Here is a 20,503-nt window from a genome sequence, read left to right on the forward strand (position 1 = left end):
ACAAGAGAGGAACTACCATGACCAGAAATTCATCGACTACGTCCAACTACTCGAGGCGCGAAGCGCTGCGACTGATGGCGATAAGTGGGGCTGCAGGCCTCATCGCGCCCAACCTGCTGGGCAAGCCCGCCTTCGCCAAGACCCCTCCTGCGGGCCCGGCCGGTCGCGTCGTCGTCGGCCTCTCGCAAGAGCCGACCGTGTTCAATCCGTTGATGGCGCATATCGAAGTCGATGACGCGGTCCATTTCTCGGTTTTCGACGCGCTGGTCCGCATGGATCCCCAAGGTGGCCTACATCCAAACCTCGCAGCCGAGGTGCCAAGCCAGAAGAATGGCGGCATTTCGGAGGACGGTCTCAACTGGCGCATCCGGTTGCGTGACAATGCCCGCTGGCACGATGGTGAGCCCTTCACGGCCGAGGACGTGAAATTCACCCTTGAGCTCATCACGAACCCGAAGTTTCGCGCTTGGCGCACGAGCGGCCATTCGCTCGTGCAGGACATCACAGTGGTTTCGCCCACCGAGATCACTTGGCGGATGAAGGAGGCTTTTGCGCCCTATCTTTCGTTCTTGGCCGAAACCTTCATCGTGCCCAAGCACATTCTGGAGAAAGAGGCCGATCCGAATACAGCCGCGTTCAACCAGGCGCCAGTCGGCACCGGCGCATTCAAATGGAGCCAGCGCGTCGCGGGCGATCATATCGAGCTCGTCGCCAATCCTGAGTACGCGGGCGAGGGCCCCTATATCGAGCAGCTCATCTTCAAATACATCCCCGATATGACGGTGCTCTACACGCAGTTCAAGAGCGGCGACGTGGACCTGGTCGATCAGTCGTTCATCACCGCCGACCATTATACTGAAGCCCGCGAACTACCAGACCGCGTGGTGACACTGGAGACAGGAGCATCCTTGGAGTCGATCTACCTCAATTTGGGCCGCCCGCAGTTCAAGGAGTTGGCAGTGCGCCAGGCGCTCTACGCCGCGTTGGACAGGAAGGCGATCGTCGACACGATCTATTACGGCGTGGGCACTCTCACCGAGACCTTCATGCCGAAGGAGTCCTATTACTACGACCCGAACCTGCCGGTTCAGGAGTTCAATCTGGACCGGGCGCGCCAAATCCTGGATGAGGCCGGCTGGGCGCCGGGGCCGGATGGAATCCGCGCCAAGGATGGGGTGCGACTGTCCTTCTCCAACTCAACAACTTCTGGCAACAACCTCCGCGAGCAGACGCAGCAGTTCCTGCAGCAGACGTTTGCCGAGATCGGCGTCGAGATGACGATCTCGAATTTGCCGGCTGCAGTCATGTGGGGCGAGTTCTGGCTGAAGTCGCAATTTGACACCGCCATGGTGGGCGTCACCTATCTGATTGCCGCGGACCCCGACGCCACAAACCGGCTCCATACGAAGGCAATCGCCGCTCAAGGCGGACACGGTTCGAACACCGGGCAATATTCCAACCCTGAAGTCGATGCCCTGCTCGAAAAGGGTGCTCGCAGCTTCGATCCGGAAGAACGGCGCGGGATCTATAATCGCGTGCAGGAAGTGGTGCGCCATGATCTGCCCTTCCTGCCGCTGTTCGCGTACACAATCGTCCTTGGGCGCAAGAAAGGGTTGGACGGCTTCGAGCCCAACGCCAACACCCGCACCGCGTCGTGGGATGCCGCGGCCTGGCAGTGGAAGGCCTAATCCACGCAGTTGCCGCCGCCCGATCCACTGCGGCGGCGGCAACACACTAAGATCATCAACCCACAATGGAGGACTCGGATGCGCGGCTTCCTGCTCAATCGCCTCTCGCAGAGCCTGGTGCTGCTTGTGATCGTCTCGATCATCGGCTTCGGCATTCTGAACCTCCTCCCCGGCGGCCCCCTGGCACAATTCGGACTCGATCCCGGAATGACCCAGCAGGATATCGAGCGCCTCAAGGGGCTGCTGGGCCTTGATCGCCCTATATGGATCCAATATCTGGACTGGGCATGGCGGCTGGTGCGGGGCGACTGGGGTCACTCCTTCCGCGACGGAGCGCCGGTATTGGAGATCATTGGCAGCCATCTGTTCGCCACGCTGCTGCTGATGGGGTCCTCAACCGCGATTGCGATCTCCATTGGCGCCTGGATTGGAATTCGGGGCGCCACGCGCCGCTACTCACTATTCGACTATCTCGCAACCGTTGGCGCCATGGTCGCATTGTCGGTCCCTACCTTCTGGTTCGGCCTCGTAGGCATCTACATCTTTTCCTTGAAGTTAGGCTGGCTGCCCGCGGGCAATATGTCCGAGATCGGCGATAGCTCGATCCTGGGCTATCTCCACCATCTGATCCTGCCAAGTGTCGTATTGTCGCTGGTCCATGTCGCGATCTGGAGCCGCTACATGCGGACGGCGACACTCGACGCCATTAGCCAGGACTTCGTTAAAACGGCTCGGGCCAAGGGGTTGAGTGAACGCCGGATTCTGATGAAGCATGTCGTTGGCAACGCGCTTTTGCCGATGATTACCTTGGCCGGGATGCAGCTTCCCAGCATTCTGACCGGCGCGCTGGTGACCGAAACCGTCTTTACCTGGCCGGGAATGGGACGGTTGTTCCTCGATAGCCTTGGTTACAGCGACTATCCGGTTGTGATGGGGCTACTGATGTTCTCCGCCATCCTCGTTCTGCTTGGAAACCTGATCGCCGACATTGTCGTCGCTATTGTCGATCCGCGCATTCGTCTGGCCTGAGCGCGCAACTTCCCCGACAGGAGACAGCCGATATGACCGCTCTCACCGCAAATGCAGCTCCAAGCCGATGGAGAAACAACCGCGCGGCACTTCGTTTCATGCGGCATCGCTTGGCGCTGCTCGGGTTGGCGATGATCATCTTCCTGAGCCTCGCTTGCGTCCTCGGCCCCCATCTCCTGCCTTATGACTCCCTGTACATCGATCTGCGGGCCCGCTTTGCCCCGCCGCTCACGGGTTATCACTTTCTAGGTACCGATCCGCTCGGCCGTGACCTTGCGGCAAGACTCTTGATGGCGGGACGAATCTCGCTGCTGGTGGGTTTCTTCGCCATGGTGTTGTCGACGCTCATCGGCACGCTGGTCGGCGTGATTGCAGGCTATCGCGGCGGCTGGGTTGGGGCGGCGCTGATGCGCACGGTCGATGGATTTCTGTCGTTCCCATCGATCTTTCTGCTGCTGGCGCTGGCTGCGGCACTGAAGCCCAGTCCTGTGATGATCACCATCATTATCGCCCTCACCAGTTGGATGGAGGTTGCCCGCATCGTCGAAGCGGAGGTCCGCTCGTTACGCGAACGCGAGTTCGTCCTGGCTGGCCGAATGCTGGGGCTGAGCGGCACGCACATCATGTTCCGCGAGATACTGCCCAACGCAATGGGCCCGATTATCGTCGCTTCCACCTTGACGGTCGCGCGCGCCATTCTCATGGAAGCCTACATCAGCTTCCTCGGCTACGGGATCCAGCCGCCACTGCCCAGCTGGGGCAACATGCTCAATGGCGCCCAGCAATATCTGGGCAGCGCACCTTGGCTGGCAATCATTCCCGGAGCTGCAATCACCATCGCGGTAACCAGTTTCAATTTCATTGGTGACGGACTGCGCGACGCGCTGGACGTACGAGATGACCATATTTGAGGTACCGCGACCGATCGCTTTCTTAATCCCTGGAACATCAAGAGAAGTCAGTCACGTGCACGAGCCCAAAATCGAGAAGAACACGCCCTATTGGTGGGAAGCGGCGCCCGTCATGCCGCTGCCGCGGAAGCCCCTCGCAAAAAAGCTTGACGTGGCAATTGTCGGCGCCGGTTATGCCGGGCTTTCGGCCGGGCTTGTGCTGGTGCGCGAAGGACGCTCGGTCGCAGCCTTTGATACGATGAATCCGGGCGAGGGTGCTTCTACACGCAACGGCGGAATTACCAGCGGAAGCATCCGGCCGGACTATGCCACGATCACCCGGCGCTTCGGTGAAGAGAAGGCCATGGCGATCGAGGCCGAGGGCAAGATCGCGCGCGAATTCCTCTACGACTTCATCAGGACCGAAGGGCTGGACTGCGACTTCCGACTGGTTGGCCAGTTCAAGGGCGCTTTTGGATATCAACAGTATGAGAAGATGGCGCGCGGCGCCGAGACGCTGGCGAAGAAACTGGGGATCGAGTCCTTCGCCGTTCCGCATGCTGAGCAGCGAAATTATATCGGAACCGATTTCTACCGCGGCGGAACCGTTCGGATGGACATTGGCGCGCTGCACCCCGCAAAATTCCACGCTGAACTCCTGCGGGTGGCGCTCGCATCCGGGTTGACGGTCCATTCGCATACAGTGGTCAAGTCGATCGAGAGGAATGGTTCGGGGTTCCGCGTCGCGACTTCGGCAGGGACGGTGGATGCACTGCAGGTTCTGGTCTGTACCAACGGCTATACCGACGGCGCCGCTCCCTTCCTTCGGCGCCGCCTGGTTCCGGTCCGCAGCCGGATCATCGTGACCGAGGAACTTGCGCCCGATGTCATGGCGCGACTGATGCCGAAGCTGATGACGATCACCGAGAACCGGCAACTCGGTTTCTATTATCGTCCCTCGCCCGACGGAAAACGCATTCTGCTGGGGGGACGTGACAGTTCTCGCGTCGGCGACCCGGCGGCGCCGAAACTTCTCCTACGCAAGGGCCTCGTGAACCTTTTCCCGGAGTTGGAGAACGTGCGCCTTTCGCATTGCTGGTTCGGCAATGTGGCGATGAACCGAGACATGCTGCCCCGCATCTTCGAAAAGGACGGTATGGTCTATGCAACCGGCTTCTGCGGTTCGGGCGTGGTCTGGGCGCCATGGATCGGTATGCGTGCGGCGCACAAGCTGATGGGGCATGGCGAGCAGTCGCGCACGGCGTTCGACTTTCGACCGCCTTCGGCCATCCCGCTCTATCGTGGCAATCCGTGGTTCATGCCGGCGATTATCCAAGGCTATCGGTTGCAAGACCGTATCGCCTTCTGGCGCGCCAGCCGCTGATCACCGGAAATATCAGGACATTCTCCAGGTTGGATTCGGCCTGGATTGTAGCTGCCCTACCGTGGCTGGAAAGAAAGCATCACCGAACTGCGACACGCGCCCATTCCGATCGCAATCGGTTTTGCGACATCCGGGGCGATCCGTGGTTCATGCGGGCAACCCTTGGCGTATCCGCCGCTGACACGACTGCAGACTCGCGCGGGACACGTTGTTGCCGGAGAGCACTCAAGCAGGGCGGAAAAATCCGTCGGGGCCGGGACCTATCGGTGCGAAGCTGATCAGGGTTGGGACGCCTTTGCGCGGATCAGCGCGTCGGCCATGTAGAGGTCCTGTAGGGAAATACCGGAACTGTCGAAAACCGTGATCTCGTTGTCGAAATGGCGTCCGGGCGCACGCTTTTCAATGACGTCGCCGATTGGTGTTACCGCAAGCACGCCGGCGTCGATCTCGTCGCGCACGTGTTGGAACTCGCCGATCTGGACGGACTGGGAAAGCAGATCACAAAACAGACGTGCCTTGGGAAACAATTCGCTCGGCAATTCGCGCTTGCCTGGAACATCCGACCCCATGCTGGCGATATGGGTTCCGGGTCCCACCCAAGCGGCATCGAACAGCGGTTCGCGTGAGGGCGTCGCAGTCACGACGATGTCGGCCGCGCGCACGGCGTCTTCGGGCACGGCAGCGCGCGCATCCAGGCCTCTTTCGCCGATCTGATCGACAAGAGCGTCGCGTCGCGACGAAGGCCGGGCGACGACCAGCACGGTTTCGATTGGGCGGACGCGTGCCAGCGCCATCACTTCGAAGCCCGCCTGGTTGCCGGCGCCGAATATCGCCAGAACCTTGGCTTGCTTGCGCGCAAGAAGATCGGCCGCGACCGCGTCGGCGGCGGCCGTCCTGTAGGCGTTGACCTTCCCGGCCTCGATTACGGCGCCGAGTCGACCTGTATGCTGATCGAGCAGCACGATGGTGGAGTTGTGGCGGGGAAGGCCACGTGTCGGGTTGCCCGACCAGAAGGAGCCGATTTTCACTCCGGTCAGGTCGTCCGACGAACCGGATTTGATTGAGAAAGTATTGGTCGCATCATGCGTGCGCCCGAGAACAGCAGGAAAGACCCAATTCTGCCGCGATGCTGATGCCACGAGAGCCTGCCGCGCCGCCTCGAAAGCAAGTTCATGCGTGACGAGGGCGGCTGACTCCTCTTCGCTGATGTAGATCATCCAAAATTCCTCCTGAGCATCAAGCGTTTCATCGCCGGGGAGTGTTGCGGCTATGCCATTGCCATTGGGGATCGTGCGGACGTGACGCCGATCGCGGGCAACCACGAAGCGGCGATTCAAAGTGCCAGGTATTCCTCGCCTGATTTGCGCGATTTGGCATGCCGAGGAACTGCCTAAAACGAACAATCCCGCTGATTTGAAGGGGCAAAACAGCAGCGAAATCTGTCCGCCGGGCGCGACTCTAAGGTCCGACTTCAATCCGACTCTGGATCAAGTGACAGCGTTGCACCTTATGACCGTTGAGCATGACAGAGATATCGTCAGCGCCCCGACCGAGCTGATGAAATTGGAAACCCGCCATTTGCCGGGCGCGCTGAAGCTGTCGCAGGAGATGGCCTGGCCCTACCGCCAGGAGGATTGGGAATTTGCCCTGATGGTCGGCAATGGCCTGGTCCTCGAGAGGGCAGGACAGGTGATTGGCACGGCCATGTCCTGGAACTACGGACATTCCTATGCCACGGTCGGGATGATCATAGTTACTGGCTCCGCGCAAGGCGGTGGCAACGGCGCCCGGCTCTTTGATGGATTGCTTGAGGCGACACACGGCCGCAACGTGCTGCTCAACTCAACCGAAGAGGGGCTGGCGCTCTACAAGCGACGCGGCTTCACTGCCTGGGGCACGGTGCTTCAGCACCAGGGCTCGCTGACTGTCCCCGTGACGCGGAGTACCGGCGACGACATCCGTCAAGCGACAGCCTCCGACCTCACGCCGATCCAGGCCTTCGACGAATCGGCCACGGGCATGCCCCGGCTGGCGATGGTGGCTGCGCTCGCCGATGTGGGCAACGCACTGGTCATTGAGCGCAGGGGACGGATTGCAGGCTACGCTATCGCGAGGAGGTTTGGCCGCGGCTATGTGGTCGGCCCTTGTGCAGCCGAGAGCGACCAAGACGCGCGGCTTCTGATCCTGGCCCAGCTTTCGAAGCTTCACGATCAATTCGTTCGCATCGACGTCTATGCCGAGGATGGATTGGGTGACTGGCTTGAGAGCCTTGGCCTTCAGCGGTCCGGCAGTGCGACCGCCATGGTCAAAGGGCAACGGCCCGCCGTCGAGGGGCCAGCCCATATATATGCATTGGCAAACCAGTCGTTCACTTAGGAAATGAGATGATGAACAAGGTGGCGGCAAACCTGGCAGTGAGCGAGACGGCTAGGACGATCGACGCCTTGGTCACCCCGGCGCTGCTTCTGGACCGTGGCCGGCTCGAGCAAAACATCCAGGGTCTGGCTGGGCGCGCCAAGAAGCTTGGCGTGGTGCTGCGCCCGCATATGAAGACGGCCAAAAGCATCGACGTCGCCCGATACGCGTTCCACCGCGAACCCGGTCCGATCACGGTTTCGACCATCGCCGAGGCGGAGTATTTTGCGGGCCATGGCTTTCGAGACATGACCTATGCGGTCGGCATCTCGCCGGCCTCGGCCATGCGTGCCATGAAGCTTTGTCGCCGAGCCGGCGCTGATGTGAAGCTGTTGCTCGATTCCGTGGAGCAGGCCGACGCCCTGGCCGGCGTGCGCGAAGCCACCGGCATGACGCCATCTGTTTTCATCGAACTGGACTGCGATGACCATCGCGGTGGCTTGAAGCCGGACGACCCGAAGTTGCTCGACGTGGCCAGCAGGGTCGTCGCTGCCGGTGCCAACCTCGCCGGCGTCCTCGCCCATGCAGGCGAGTCCTATGGCTTGAACACGCCCGATGCGCTGGTCAAGGCAGGCGAGAACGAGCGTTCAGCCACCGTTCGCGCCGCTGAAATCCTGCGCGCCCATGGCCATGCCTGCCCGATCGTCAGCGTCGGCTCGACGCCGACAGCGCATTTCGCCGACAATCTTGATGGAGTCACCGAGCTGCGCGCTGGAGTCTACATGTTCTTCGACCTCGTCCAGCACGGGGTTGGGGTCTGCAACCGCGACGATATCGCCATTTCCGTATTGGCCACGGTGATCGGCTCCAAGCCGGAAAAGGGATGGGTGCTGGTTGACGCCGGGTGGATGGCGCTTTCGCGCGACCGGGGAACCGCAAACCAGCAGATCGACCAGGGTTACGGGGTGGTCTGCGACGAAAAGGGACGGGTGCTTGAAGATGTGATCGTGGCCCAGGCCAGCCAGGAACACGGCATCCTCGCCATTCGTGCCGGTTCTGGAAAGTCCATGCCCGAGTTGCCGCTCGGGTCTCGGGTCCGGATTCTGCCCAATCATGCGTGTGCGATGGCCGCCCAGCATGATTTTTACAGCGTCGTCAACGGGGACAGCCCCAAGATTGAAGCGCGCTGGGAGCGGATGCGCGGCTGGTAGGCGCGCGCAACTATGCCTCGGATGTCGCCCCACTCCAATCAGCACTGGTGGTTAAGAAAATGAAGTTTACTTCTTACTGGCTGGATACGTCTCAGCCGTTCAGTGAACGGTCGTCCAAACCGCTCGAAGGCCACTACGACGTGGCGATTGTGGGCGGCGGCCTGACCGGCTCCTCCGCCGCGCTGGCCATTGCCAAAAAGGGCGCCAGGGTTGCCCTGTTGGAGGCCGAAACGATCGGCAACGCCGCGTCCGGCCGCAATGGCGGGATGTGCAACAACGGCTTTGCCCAGAATTATGCAATCATGGCTGGCAAGCACGGCAAGCCCGCCGCAAATGCGCTCTACAAGGCTTTCGACGCTGGCGTCGATATGGTCGAGCGGTTGGTGCAGGAAGAAAAGATCGACTGCAGCTTCTCCCGCGTCGGCAAGCTCAAGCTTGCCGCCAAGCCCGAGCATTACGACATGCTGGCGCGCAGCCAGGAACTGCTGGCGGCCAATGTCGATCCCGAAACGAGGATGATCGCGCGCGACGACCTGCGAACCGAAGTCGGCACCAACCGCTACCATGGCGGGCTGCTCTTTCCCAAGAGCGCGGGCATGCATGTCGGCCGGTTCGTCCGGGGCCTCGCGACCGCCGCTGCCCGGCGTGGCGCAGACGTCCATGAACGCTCGCCCGTAATGGCGATGCGCAAGGTTTCAGGCGAGCATGAGGTAACGACGCCAAAGGGCAAGATCGTCGCGCGGCAGGTCCTGTTGGCGAGCGGCATTTCCCAGGTTGGTCCGCTCGGCTGGATCCGCCGGCGCATGATCCCGGTCGGCGCATTTCTGATCGTGACCGAGCCGCTATCGCCCGACCACCTTAAGCGCCTCATGCCGACCGGGCGCATGGTCGTCGACACGCGCAATCTCGTTGTCTACTGGCGGCTCACGCCGGACAATCGCCTTCTGTTCGGCGGGAGGGCGCGCTTTGCCGTGTCCAACCCCCAATCCGACGAAAAAAGCGGCCGGATACTCAAGGCGGCGATGGTCGAGGTCTTTCCGGAACTGGCCGGCACCCGCATCGGCTACTGCTGGGGCGGCATGGTCGATATGACCCGCGATCGCCTGCCGCGGGCCGGAGAGCGCGATGGCATCTATTACTCGATGGGCTATAGCGGACACGGGACCCAGATGTCGACGTTGATGGGCACCATCATGGCCGACGTCATGGACGGGCGCCCCGAGCTCAATCCCTGGAAGGATTTCGACTGGCCAGCGATCCCCGGTTATTTCGGGCGCCCCTGGTTCCTGCCGATTGTCGGCGCCTACTACCGCATGAAGGACCGTGTAGGGTGATGACGCCTCTCGAACACCTGGTCCGCAACGGCCACCTGGACAAGTTCTTCATCGACGGTCAATGGGTTGAGCCGAGCGGCACCGCGACGGGCGTCGTCGTCAATCCCGCCACAGAAGAGGTTGTGAGCCAGTTTCCGCTTGGAAATGGCAAGGACGTTGACGCGGCCGTTGCAGCGGCCCGCCGGGCATTCGCCACCTGGAGTCGGACCACGCCAGAAGACCGCGCGGGTCTGCTCGATCGCCTGCAAGCGCTGCTCGAGGCGCGCGGCGAACTGCTGGCTCAATGCCTGAGCCTCGAAATGGGCGCGGCGATCGGCTATGCGCGCAGCTCGCAGGTGCCGCTGGCGATCACGCATGTTAAGGTCGCTCGCGATGTGCTGACAGACTTTCGCTTCGTCAAGCAACGGGGGCAAACCGCCGTCACCCACGAACCGATCGGTGTCTGCGCCTTGATCACTCCGTGGAACTGGCCACTTTACCAGATCACCGCCAAGGTTTCGCCGGCGCTCGCTGCAGGCTGCACGATCGTGCTGAAGCCGAGTGAGCTTTCTCCCTTGGACGCCCTGCTGTTCGCCGAGGCAATCGAGGAAGCCGGCTTCCCTGCCGGGGTTTTCAACCTCGTGCAAGGTGATGGTCCAGGCGTGGGTATGGGTCTCGCCTCCCATCCGGATGTCGACATGATCTCCATTACCGGGTCCACCCGCGCGGGCATTGCGGTGGCCCAGGCGGCAGCGACGAGTGTCAAGCGCGTCGCGCAGGAGCTGGGCGGCAAGTCGCCGAACGTGATCCTGCCGGACGCAGATCTCGATCGCGCCGTTTCTCTGGGCGTATCCGCCGCCTTCCGCAATCTCGGCCAGTCATGCAGCGCCCCGACGCGCATGATCGTGCCACGCTCGCGGCTCTCCGAGATCGAGGCAATCGCCAAAAGGGCCGCAGCCCATATTGTCATTGGCGATCCTCTTTGCGAAGCCACAACTCATGGTGCAATCGCAAACCGTGCCCAATTCGACCGCATCCAAACCATGATCGGCGTCGGCATTTCTGAGGGCGCCAGGCTCCTCACCGGCGGACGGGGCCGTGCGCACGATCTGAACGTCGGGTTCTATGTGAGGCCGACCATCTTTTCCGACGTGCGCACGACCATGCGCATTGCCCAGGACGAGGTCTTCGGGCCAGTTCTCTGCATCATCCCTTATGACACAATCGAGGAAGCCGTCACCATCGCCAACGACACGGTCTACGGTCTGGGGGCTCATGTGCAGGGCCAGGATGTGGACGCCGTCAAGGACGTGGCCTCGCGGATCCGCTCCGGCCAGGTGCATCTCAACTACCCGGCCTGGGATCCGCACGCCCCGTTTGGCGGTTTCAAGCAGTCCGGAAACGGACGCGAATATGGCATCGAGGGCATGTTGGAGTATCTCGAGGTCAAATCCATCCTCGGCTATTTCTAGGCAGGCGGGCCTACCGTTGCGAAAAGGTCGCTACCGTCGCGCTGCCGGGCCGGGGCAACACAATCGCGGCAGCGCCGCAGCTGGCGGCATCTTGCTGGAGTCCACGATTTCCCCATTGAGCCTGCCAAGGACCGTGGGAAAGACACGAGGCGCAGCGATTTTTCGGCAGTCCACGGAGCACCAGGACAGTTCGAGTGGGAAAACTGACACTACGAAAGAAGCGCGCGTTCCGTGTCACGATATTCGGCGCAAAATACCGAAAATCGGCGCCAGTCGGAGCATTTCTGCGGCACCAATCGCCGATACTGCTAGCTCCATTGATCGCCGAGGCCGCCATGTCCCCTGTTATCCACCAAATCAGTAGCGATAAAGCGCTACCCGAGTCAGGAGACGTCGTGGTGGTCGGCGGCGGGATTGTCGGCGCCAGCGCAGCCTATTTCCTGGCGCGGCGCGGCCTGTCGGTGGCGCTTGTCGAAAAGGGGTATGTCGGCTGCGAACAGTCGAGCCGGAACTGGGGCTGGTGCCGTCGGCAGAACCGCGATGCACGTGAGTTGCCGCTTGCCAATCTGTCGATGCGCCTGTGGGAAGAGCTCACCAAAGAGATTGGGCACGACCTTGGCTTCCGCCGTTGCGGGCTCACCTATGCGACGAACGATCCGAAGCGGCTCGCCGAATGGGACAAGTGGCGCGAGGTTGCGCGGCGGTTCGACGTCAATACGCGGATGCTTACCGCCGACGAGGCTGCTGCCGCCGTTCCAGCGGCGGGCGGCAAATGGCTGGGCGGCGTCTACGCAGCAGACGATGGCAAGGCCGAACCCTGGCTTGCCGCCCCTCGGATCGCCGAGGGCGCGCGCAAGCATGGCGCGACTATTCATCAGAACTGCGCGGCACGCGGCCTGGATATCACCAATGGGCAAGTGAGCGGCGTCGTCACCGAGAAAGGCCTTATCCGCACCAGCGCGGTGCTATGTGCCGCCGGCGCCTGGGCTTCTGCTTTCCTGCGCATGCATGCGGTTTCGCTGCCGCAGGCCAGCGTCCGTCAGACCGCCTTACGGACCGCTCCTGCACCGGATTTTGGCGAGGCTGTCTATACTTCCGACTTTGCCATGACGCGCCGGCTCGATGGCAGCTACACGATCGCGGTCAGCGGCAGGGCGACCCTCGAGATCACGCCGCAGGGGATCCGCTATGTCCGCCCGTTTCTGCCGATGTTCATGAAACGGCTGAAGGCCGTCGAGATCGGCATAGGCCGCTCGCTCTTCCAGGGCCCGGAAACACTCCGTCGCTGGCATCTCGACAGGCCGACCCCCTTTGAGCGAATCCGCGTCCTCGATCCTGCGCCGGACAAGCGGATGGTGGCAACCATTATGACGCGGGTAAAAGCCCTGTTCCCCACCGTTGCCGATGCCGGCGTCGTGTCCTCTTGGGGTGGATATATCGACTCCACACCGGACGCCGTACCCGTGATTTCACCGGTGGACAGCATCGGTGGAGTGTTCGTCGCCGCAGGCTGTTCCGGACACGGCTTCGGCGTCGGCCCTGGAATTGGCCATCTGGCGGCGGATCTGGTCGCAGGTGACGCGGCAAGCGTCGACCCGACTCCATTCCGCTTGTCGCGCTTCACGGACAAATCGAAAATTCAAGTTGGCGACTTCTGAGCGCAATCTGAACCGTTTCGTGATCGCTCTGGCCGATGCGGTCGCACAGGTGCATCGCAAGGAGCTCGCGCTGCAGGAGCTGACGGTCGCGGATACGTGCGGCCAGGTGATCAGAGGATGGGCGAGATGATCCGTGATCTTCCTTGCAACTATGCCGCGGTCCTTCTGGCAAATCACGGCTCGGAATTGCAGCCCAAGACCTGGAGCGCGCCGTCGACGGAGCCGAGGAACTGGAAGAAACCGCCAACGTCTGTTGCAAGGCGCCGGAAGAGGATTCTCACGCGGGACCAGGTTGATGAACTGGTCCAAACATCCAGTTCCGCCGCCGATCCATGTGACGAGTGCGCCCGATCGTGCAAGGGCAATTCGTGAAATAAGCGCGACTGCAATGGTGCTAGGCAAGCCCGACCGCGTGTCGGGAGGCAGTTGTGAAAGTTGCGATCATCGGACCAGGCTCGCTCGGCAAGGCCTTGGCGAAATGTCTTGGCCTCGCCGGGCACGAAATTCGTCTCAGCTTCAGTCGCGACGAAGGCAAGTTGCGGGCAATCGCGGCAACCCTCCGTGTCGGCTTCGGTGCCCCTGACGAAGTAGCGAGATGGGCCGACGTAATTGCCCTGGCGACGCCATGGCCGGCTCTCGAGTTGGCGATGGACGCGCTTGGCGATTTGTCCGGCAAGATCGTCTGGGACAAATACGAATGCAGTCGCGCCTGACCTTTCCACGATGCTGCTAGGCACTACGACGTCGGTAGGCGAGGAGGTTCAGAGGCGCGCGCGGGGCGCGCTTGTCGTCAAGTGCATTCCGACCTTTGCCGAATTGCTTGACAGGGGTGATCCGCGTCTCAACGGCGATCCGGTGACGAGCTATGTCGCCGGCAATGACGCAGATGCCAAGGCGGCGATTTGCCGGCTTCTCGCCGATCTACCGACAATGCCGGTCGATGTCGGCGATCTCACGGCCTCGCGCCTGATCGAGCCGATGATGCTGCTATTGGTCCAACTCGCCTATCGGCGCGGGATGGGGCCGAGAATTTCCTTCAATCTCATTCGACAGGACGGACCGGTTCATGACTGATTATCTACCCGCGCGGCGCAAGGCGATTCCAGTAGGACGTCTGCTGATCGATGGCCAATGGCGCGATGCTGTCAGTGGCGAGACGTCGACGACTTTTGATCCGACCACGGAGGCGGCGATCACCAATATTGCGAAGGCTGGCGTCACCGACACAAGCGATGCCGTCGCGGCCGCGCGGCGGGCTTTCGAGCAAGGACCCTGGGCGCGGATGCATCATGAGGAGCGCGCGAAGGTCCTGTTCCGCATCGCCGATCTGTTGGACGAGCGCGCCGAGGATTTCGCGGTGCGCGAGGCGATGGACATGGGTATGCCCTATCGCGATTTCCGCGATATCATCATGCCGCACTGCTCGGGACTGTTCCGCTTTCATGGCGGGCTCGCCATGAGCGCAATGGACGGCGCCTATCGTACCAGCTACGAACCAAATATCAGGATCCTGACGCGGCGTGAGCCGCTCGGCGTGGTCGCTGCGATCACCCCGTTCAATTTTCCCCTCGCGTTGTCCTGTTCGAAAATCGCGCCGGCACTCGCGGCGGGTAACACGGTCGTTCACAAGCCTGCGACCGACACGCCCCTGACGGCCCTCGCCTTGGCGCAAGTCATCCTCGACGCGGGCGTACCGCCAGGCGTCTACAATCTCGTCACCGGCCCGGGCGGCACCATCGGCGACGCGCTGGTCAACGATGCCCGCGTCGACAAGATCGCCTTTACCGGGTCGACCGCCGTCGGCCAGGGCATCATGCGCAACGGTGCCGGGACGATGAAACACCTGACGATGGAGCTCGGCGGCAAGAGTCCCAATATCGTTTTCGCCGATGCCGATATCGATGCCGCGATACAGGCAGCCTTCTGGGGCATCTTCTGGAACAAGGGCGAAGTCTGCGTGGCCGGATCGCGCCTGCTGGTCGAACGCGCCTGCTATGACGAGGTCGTCGAGAAGCTGAGCGCCATGGCGAAGTCGGCGACGCTCGGCGATCCGCTGGACCCTGCGACGATGATCGGGCCGATCGCGTCGCGCGGCGAGTATGACAAGGTCTTGAGCTATATCGAAGAGGGCAAGCGCACCGCGCGACTGACCGCGGGCGGCGGCACCCGCCAGGTCAACGGCAAGGGCCTTTTCGTCGAGCCGACTATCTTCGCCGGTGCGACCAACGACCTAAGGATATCGCGCGAAGAGATTTTCGGCCCCGTCCTGCCGGTGATTCCATTCGACAGCGAGGAGGACGCGATCCGGATCGCAAACGACACGAGCTACGGGCTCGCCTCGGGCATCCAGACCAGCGATCTCGGCCGCGCCTTGCGGCTCGCCGACCGGATCAAGGCAGGCACGGTCTGGCTGAACTGCTGGCACAAGTACCATCCTAATGCGCCGTTCGGAGGCTTCAAGATGAGCGGCTATGGCCGCGAGCAGGGCCGCGAGGCGTGGGAAAGCTACACCCAATACAAGACGATTTGGGCGAATCTTGGCGAACCAGTCGAGATGGCGCGATGAGCGTGCGTGATCCCAACCCACTCGACCCGCTGCATCCAAAGCGGGTCGCGATGGTCCTTTCAAACCCGGCTGTATCAACCACCACAGGCTGGCCGGTCGGGTTTTGGTGGAGCGAGTTAACTCATCCCTGGCTCGCCTTCACGGAGCGCGGATACGAAGTCGCGATCTTCTCGCCTGAGGGCGGCAAATGCGAGGCGGATGCGTTGAGCGACCCGCGTGATCCGTCCGGCTATTCGGATACGGATCTGATCTCGCTCGGTTTCCTGTCGACGCCGAAACTGGCGGCGCTGGTGGAGACGACCCGGCCCATCGCAGAGCTGTCGTTCGACGCGTTCGACGCGATCGTCGTCGCTGGCGGCCAGGCGCCGATGTTCACCTTCCAAGGCGCGACTGAGTTGCAGCGGCTGTTCGTCGCCTTTTTTGCGGCCGGCAAGGTCGCGGCCGCCTTGTGTCATGGCGTCGCGCTGCTGCGCTACGCGCGCCTCTCAACCGGCGAGCTGCTGGCCAAAGGGCGCACTGTCACAGGTTTCGCCAATGTCGAGGAAGACTTCGCCGATAATGCCGTCTGGGAGATGGGCGCGCTGCCGCACGGTACGCATCTGATGCCATGGCGGATCGAGGATGAGATGCGTGCGCTCGGCGCGAACTATATTCAGGCCGGGCTGTGGCGCGATTTTGCCGTGCGCGACGGCAATTTGATCACCGGCCAGCAGAACTTCTCCGGAGCGGCGACCGCCCGTCTTGTCATCGAGGCGCTCGGTGGCTGAGGACCAAAGGCCGCTCCTGTGGGTGAACTTCGGGAGTCAAACTCGCGGTCAGGACAGCGATGCCAAACGACATCGGCCCAATAGATTCGGGGCCCGTCCAAGAACTCCACTTCAAACAACCACTATCAGCAGCGAGGATGACCCATGGCCGTAGTGACGACACTTGATATTGCCGGCCTGACGGCCGAAGATTATAGCCGCATCCTCGATCGGATCGGCGTGGAGAAACGGCCCGCTGGCGGCATCTACCAGCACATCGCGCATGCCACCGACGATGGCTATCGCATCATCGAGATATGGGACGACAAGGCAGGCCTGGAACTCTTCTTGCAGGACACATTGTTTCCCGCCGCACAGGAACTGCAAATTCAGCGTGAAATGACCATTATGACCCAGACACTGCACAACATCTTTGTGCCCCGGATCGGTGACCTGACTGCCCTGGCAAATGATGCCCCTGGTGGACCAGTCAAACGGGCAAAAGTGTAGGCGTCAAGGATCGAGGATGCGGCGATCGATCATCGAAGTCCTGGAGGAACTTGCGTCCGGACGCCCGGTACAACGATGGTGACCGCGGCAAGTGCAAAGAGGTTGTTCTTTCCTGCCGGCGACTATCGCCATGCACCGGCCGGAGTCGTCAGCTGCGTGTGATTCGCAGCGGTTCATCCTATGCAGAGATCGATCTTGGCCGCGGGCTGCGGCGCGTCTTCACGCGCCCCGGTGATCTGCTGCTCAGTCTTCCCGAGCGGGCCACGCGGTTCAAGATCGAGGAGCCGCGAGAGCTGACGATGATCACCGTTGACTCCGCGCTGGCGTCAAGGCTCCTGGTATCCGCAGCCGGACCCTTGAGGACCTGGTGATCCTGACCGATCGACCGATACGCGATTCGCTGGTGGCCGAGTTGTGCCGACGCCTCGAAGGCGACCCGCCAGCCAATGCCATCGTCCGTGAATGGACTCTGGGCCTGATTTTCGTGAACCTGCTCCGTCTCGGGCATGCACGCCAGCGGCGGCAGAAATCTCCGCTCCTGACCTCGCAGCGGTTTGACCGGATCCTCGCTGCGATTGACGGCGATCTGGAAAAGGGGGTCTCGATCGACCATCTTGCCGGAATCTCGGGAATGCCACGACGCGCCTTCACCGCCGCCTTTCGCGAGGCGACGCAATTGCCGGTACATCAATTCATTTTACGCCGCCGCGTTGATCGCGCGGTCGAGCTTTTGGAAAATAGCGATCTGCCGCTGGCCGAGATTGCTCAACATGCGGGTTTCACTCACCAGGCCCATATGAATCGCGTCGTGACCCGATTGAAAGGGCTGTCGCCAGGCCGGCTGCGGTCTCGCAGGCGCGAGGGCTGACTTGTGATCTATTCCATCATCAGAATTCGAATAGCGGAGACGTGATTTGCTGAAACGTCCGTTGGCTAAAATGCCCGACAGTTTGCGTGCAGAGCTCGAGGCCGCAAATCTGATGCCTGCTTTCAAGCAACGGCCTCCCTATCAGCGCAATGATTACTTGCACTGGATCGCGCGCGCCCGTCACCCGGAAACACGCCGAAAGCGCATAAATCAGATGATTGAAGAGCTTACGAAGGGAGGATCTACATGGGCATGCAATAAGAGCTGGCATCGCCACGAAGCTAGCAGGTCGGTCAACGATCATTTTCCAATCCGTCGCTTATCGAGATCTGATGCTTTCCGGATTGATCTTCACCGGTTTCCCCACGACTTTGCGTAGAGGGTGCAGAGAGCCAATAGTGACAATCGAACCTATCCTCCATTTTCGTTTGCGGCAGGTGGCCTTAATGATCGTGACATCGCAAAGCAGCAACGTGCTTGGCAGCACGTCGGGAAGGTGGCGCGTCTGGTCGCTCTCGGACGGTTACATCGAGATGCCGGCGGACCTTCTGCGGGATCCGCAGGATAATCCGGTGCCGCAAGCTGCGCAGGCAGGGGCGCTTCGCCTGTCTGTCAATTGCTTCGCCCTTGCAGGTCCAGGCGTTGACGGCGTTCTTATCGACAGCGGAGGAGGGGGCTGGGCCCCGACAGTGGGGCGTCTTGAGCAGGCCATGGCGGAAGCCAGGATTGACCCGGCTTCGATCACGGTCTTGGCGCTCACCCACGCCCATCAGGATCATGTGCACGGACTTTTGACCCCCGACGGCCGAGCGCTCTTTCCAAACTTGAAGGCGATCGTAATTCCCGAGGCGGCTGTGGAGAGCTTTTTCGCTTACGCGCACCTTGCGCAGTTCCGGCCCCTGCTGAAGCGCGTCCAGAATGGCGACCAGGTGGGTGAGCGATTGAGGGCGGTCGCCCTGCCCGGTCATGCTGCCGGCCATACCGGCTACGCGTTCGACGCGGACGAGGACCGTTTCCTATTCTTCGGGGACATCGTTCATGTGCCGGCCTTGCAGTTCGGCAATCCCGCGTTCAGTTGGGGCTATGACGACGATCAGCTGACCGCGCGCGCAACCCGCCTAAAGGTTTTCAGTGACGCGGCCGAGGCGGGGACGTGGATCGCCGGCGCGCACCTTGGCTGGCCGGGCATCGGTCGCGTGGCGCGTAAGGGCGAAGCATACGGCTATGAGCCGGCTCGAGCGATGCCGCCGCGTTCAAAGTGATACCGCATCTTTCCCGTCGCGCTGTGCCTTGGCTAAACCTCGATCCCTGGCCATGAAATGCTCTATCACGGAGGAATGCGCTTTATGGGACGGGAGACGTGTTTGCCTGGCTCCAGCGCAGGACTTCAGCATAAGTGACCAACGCCCGATGCACCGCCGCCGAAAGCTCTTGCGTCACCTTCATTTTGGCACACGAAAAGATCAATTGCATCAACGGCAGCGGCATCTCGTCCGGCCCACCAAAGTATTCTTGATCCACTGCGGCCGATCGACACCTGAGGCTTACCGGAACGGCGTCTCGCCACGAAACAGCGGCTGGTGCGCCCGCATCAAGGCGACAATCCGGTCGGCGACTTTTCGTACCGGCGGCGAGTGACGTTCCTCGTGATGGGTGACGATCCATTGGTCGGTTTCGAGTTCGGGGATAGGCTGAGCGACGCGAACCAGCCGCGGATCACTGTCACCGACGAAGCACGGAAAGATCGAAAGGCCGGCGCCGGCGGCTACCAGTTCGCGCACCGAATGGGTGTTGTTGCCGCGAACGGCGATGCGGTCGCCGTGGTGGGCTTGCAGCCAGCGCGCCGAGGCAATGTTTGCCCCTTCGCCGGTGACGCCGACGAACAATCCGGCGGCGATGCCGTTGATCAGGTGGCGTCCGGAATAAATGGCGTGGGCGACCTTGCCGCTCAGACGGCCGGCCAGCCACTGCTCGGTCGGGCGCTCGCTGCGGATGCCGATGTCGGCGGCGCGGCGGCCGATGTCGACCCGGTCGGTGGTGGTGACGAGTTCCACCCTTATGCCATCATCGACCGTCCAGATCTCGCCGATATGGGCGGAAACGAAGGCCGAGGTCCATGGCCCAGCCGAGACGCGGACAATGCGGTCGGGCAGGTTTCCCTCGCGCCAGCGGGTCAGCGACTGCATTGCTACCTCGACGTCTTCGGCGCGCCGCAGCAGTTCTTCCCCGACCGGGGTCAGCCGGTAGCCGGTCTGCTGGCGCACGAACAGCGGTTCGCCAATCTGCTTTTCGAGCGCGGTGACGCGTCGTCCAAGGGTGGCTGCGCTGAGGCGCGTGGTTCCCGTCGCTGCGCTCAAGCCACCCAGCCGCGCAACGTCGAGAAACAACCTCAGATCGTCCCAGCCAATATCCATTTTGCAGAAATGAAAAACTCCTTGCGACCGTGGCTGTAGCGCGAAGCGGGCATCGCGCGCAAGTATGCAGGAATTGGAGGCGTTGGATAATCTTGCCTGACGGGACAGGGATAAGCGCCTCGGCTGGCCAAGAAGCGAGCGCCATCTTTTCGATCGAGCATGCGATTCGCGCAGATGCTTTGCGCTTTCGATCAACCCAGGCGCGCGGGCATTCTGCGCGCCAAAGGAGACGACCATGTTGTATGAACTTCGATACCGTTTCACCCGCTGGATTGCCTATCGCCAGACGCTTGCGAGCTTGAAGCAGGCCCCGGACAGCACACTGGTGGATGCCGGCATTTCCCGCGATGAGATCCGCGAGCGTGCCCGCCACGCCAGCCTGCGCCGTTGAGGAAACGG

21 protein-coding genes are annotated in these 20,503 nt (G+C 61.9%); 19 read left to right on the forward strand and 2 right to left on the reverse strand.

Annotated features, from left to right (window positions below; genetic code table 11):
• Window positions 1–17: 17 nt before the first annotated feature.
• The 4 genes from NKI50_RS07535 to NKI50_RS07550 all read left to right on the forward strand — a co-directional run bounded on the left by NKI50_RS07535 (window position 18) and on the right by NKI50_RS07550 (window position 4,991).
• Window positions 18–1,688, forward strand: coding sequence for a peptide ABC transporter substrate-binding protein (locus NKI50_RS07535; protein ID WP_352639341.1), 1,671 nt, complete (start codon window positions 18–20; stop codon window positions 1,686–1,688).
• Window positions 1,689–1,766: 78 nt separating this feature from the next.
• Window positions 1,767–2,717 carry an ABC transporter permease gene (locus tag NKI50_RS07540; protein WP_023718593.1) on the forward strand — a complete coding sequence of 317 codons (951 nt, stop codon included), beginning with the start codon at window positions 1,767–1,769 and terminating at the stop codon, window positions 2,715–2,717.
• Window positions 2,718–2,749: 32 nt separating this feature from the next.
• Window positions 2,750–3,628, forward strand: a complete 879-nt coding sequence (locus tag NKI50_RS07545; protein WP_031193877.1) for an ABC transporter permease — start codon at window positions 2,750–2,752, stop codon at window positions 3,626–3,628.
• 112 nt (window positions 3,629–3,740) lie between these two features.
• On the forward strand, window positions 3,741–4,991 hold the full coding sequence (locus NKI50_RS07550) for an NAD(P)/FAD-dependent oxidoreductase (protein ID WP_502897710.1): 1,251 nt from the start codon (window positions 3,741–3,743) through the stop codon (window positions 4,989–4,991).
• Window positions 4,992–5,269: 278 nt separating this feature from the next.
• Here NKI50_RS07550 and NKI50_RS07555 read toward each other — a convergent pair whose 3' ends face one another.
• The gene (locus NKI50_RS07555; RefSeq protein ID WP_352639343.1) at window positions 5,270–6,208 is read right to left on the reverse strand and encodes an ornithine cyclodeaminase family protein; all 939 of its coding nucleotides are present in this window, start codon (window positions 6,206–6,208) and stop codon (window positions 5,270–5,272) included.
• A gap of 121 nt (window positions 6,209–6,329) precedes the next feature.
• On the opposite strand from NKI50_RS07555, the gene NKI50_RS07560 reads away from it, so the two are divergent.
• The 14 genes from NKI50_RS07560 (at window position 6,330) to NKI50_RS07625 (ending at window position 18,952) form a co-directional block, all read left to right on the forward strand.
• Window positions 6,330–7,367 (forward strand): GNAT family N-acetyltransferase, encoded by a 1,038-nt coding sequence (locus tag NKI50_RS07560; protein WP_352716079.1) that lies wholly within the window; start codon window positions 6,330–6,332, stop codon window positions 7,365–7,367.
• 11 nt (window positions 7,368–7,378) lie between these two features.
• Window positions 7,379–8,557 carry an alanine racemase gene (locus tag NKI50_RS07565; protein ID WP_352639480.1) on the forward strand — a complete coding sequence of 393 codons (1,179 nt, stop codon included), beginning with the start codon at window positions 7,379–7,381 and terminating at the stop codon, window positions 8,555–8,557.
• 59 nt (window positions 8,558–8,616) lie between these two features.
• Complete coding sequence (locus NKI50_RS07570) at window positions 8,617–9,891, forward strand: NAD(P)/FAD-dependent oxidoreductase (protein ID WP_352639344.1); 1,275 nt, start codon at window positions 8,617–8,619, stop codon at window positions 9,889–9,891.
• On the forward strand, window positions 9,888–11,342 hold the full coding sequence (locus NKI50_RS07575; RefSeq protein ID WP_352639345.1) for an aldehyde dehydrogenase family protein: 1,455 nt from the start codon (window positions 9,888–9,890) through the stop codon (window positions 11,340–11,342). Before NKI50_RS07570 ends, NKI50_RS07575 begins: the two co-directional genes overlap by 4 nt.
• Window positions 11,343–11,677: 335 nt before the next feature.
• Window positions 11,678–13,000, forward strand: a complete 1,323-nt coding sequence (locus tag NKI50_RS07580; protein ID WP_352639482.1) for an NAD(P)/FAD-dependent oxidoreductase — start codon at window positions 11,678–11,680, stop codon at window positions 12,998–13,000.
• Complete coding sequence (locus NKI50_RS07585) at window positions 12,987–13,130, forward strand: hypothetical protein (RefSeq protein WP_352639346.1); 144 nt, start codon at window positions 12,987–12,989, stop codon at window positions 13,128–13,130. The genes NKI50_RS07580 and NKI50_RS07585 overlap by 14 nt, the downstream gene beginning before the upstream one ends.
• Window positions 13,131–13,428: 298 nt before the next feature.
• Window positions 13,429–13,713, forward strand: coding sequence for an NAD(P)-binding domain-containing protein (locus NKI50_RS07590; protein ID WP_352716083.1), 285 nt, complete (start codon window positions 13,429–13,431; stop codon window positions 13,711–13,713).
• A gap of 10 nt (window positions 13,714–13,723) precedes the next feature.
• Window positions 13,724–14,074, forward strand: coding sequence for an NAD(P)-binding domain-containing protein (locus NKI50_RS07595; protein WP_352716086.1), 351 nt, complete (start codon window positions 13,724–13,726; stop codon window positions 14,072–14,074).
• Window positions 14,067–15,566 carry an aldehyde dehydrogenase family protein gene (locus tag NKI50_RS07600; protein ID WP_352639349.1) on the forward strand — a complete coding sequence of 500 codons (1,500 nt, stop codon included), beginning with the start codon at window positions 14,067–14,069 and terminating at the stop codon, window positions 15,564–15,566. Before NKI50_RS07595 ends, NKI50_RS07600 begins: the two co-directional genes overlap by 8 nt.
• On the forward strand, window positions 15,563–16,333 hold the full coding sequence (locus NKI50_RS07605; RefSeq protein ID WP_352639351.1) for a type 1 glutamine amidotransferase domain-containing protein: 771 nt from the start codon (window positions 15,563–15,565) through the stop codon (window positions 16,331–16,333). Before NKI50_RS07600 ends, NKI50_RS07605 begins: the two co-directional genes overlap by 4 nt.
• A gap of 144 nt (window positions 16,334–16,477) precedes the next feature.
• Complete coding sequence (locus NKI50_RS07610; protein ID WP_023718579.1) at window positions 16,478–16,822, forward strand: hypothetical protein; 345 nt, start codon at window positions 16,478–16,480, stop codon at window positions 16,820–16,822.
• A gap of 367 nt (window positions 16,823–17,189) precedes the next feature.
• Window positions 17,190–17,690 (forward strand): helix-turn-helix domain-containing protein, encoded by a 501-nt coding sequence (locus NKI50_RS07615; protein ID WP_352716091.1) that lies wholly within the window; start codon window positions 17,190–17,192, stop codon window positions 17,688–17,690.
• A gap of 70 nt (window positions 17,691–17,760) precedes the next feature.
• Window positions 17,761–18,069: a YdeI/OmpD-associated family protein gene (locus NKI50_RS07620; protein WP_502900344.1), complete on the forward strand. Its 309-nt coding sequence runs from the start codon at window positions 17,761–17,763 to the stop codon at window positions 18,067–18,069.
• Window positions 18,070–18,136: 67 nt separating this feature from the next.
• Window positions 18,137–18,952 (forward strand): MBL fold metallo-hydrolase, encoded by an 816-nt coding sequence (locus NKI50_RS07625; protein ID WP_352639353.1) that lies wholly within the window; start codon window positions 18,137–18,139, stop codon window positions 18,950–18,952.
• 282 nt (window positions 18,953–19,234) lie between these two features.
• Here the strand turns inward: NKI50_RS07625 and NKI50_RS07630 are convergent, their stop codons facing one another.
• Window positions 19,235–20,104 (reverse strand): LysR family transcriptional regulator, encoded by an 870-nt coding sequence (locus NKI50_RS07630; RefSeq protein ID WP_352716094.1) that lies wholly within the window; start codon window positions 20,102–20,104, stop codon window positions 19,235–19,237.
• A gap of 235 nt (window positions 20,105–20,339) precedes the next feature.
• On the opposite strand from NKI50_RS07630, the gene NKI50_RS07635 reads away from it, so the two are divergent.
• Complete coding sequence (locus tag NKI50_RS07635) at window positions 20,340–20,495, forward strand: YjiS-like domain-containing protein (protein WP_352639356.1); 156 nt, start codon at window positions 20,340–20,342, stop codon at window positions 20,493–20,495.
• Window positions 20,496–20,503 lie beyond the last annotated feature (8 nt).

The sequence above is a fragment of the Mesorhizobium sp. M0563 genome, from assembly GCF_040321065.1.
GTDB lineage: Bacteria > Pseudomonadota > Alphaproteobacteria > Rhizobiales > Rhizobiaceae > Mesorhizobium.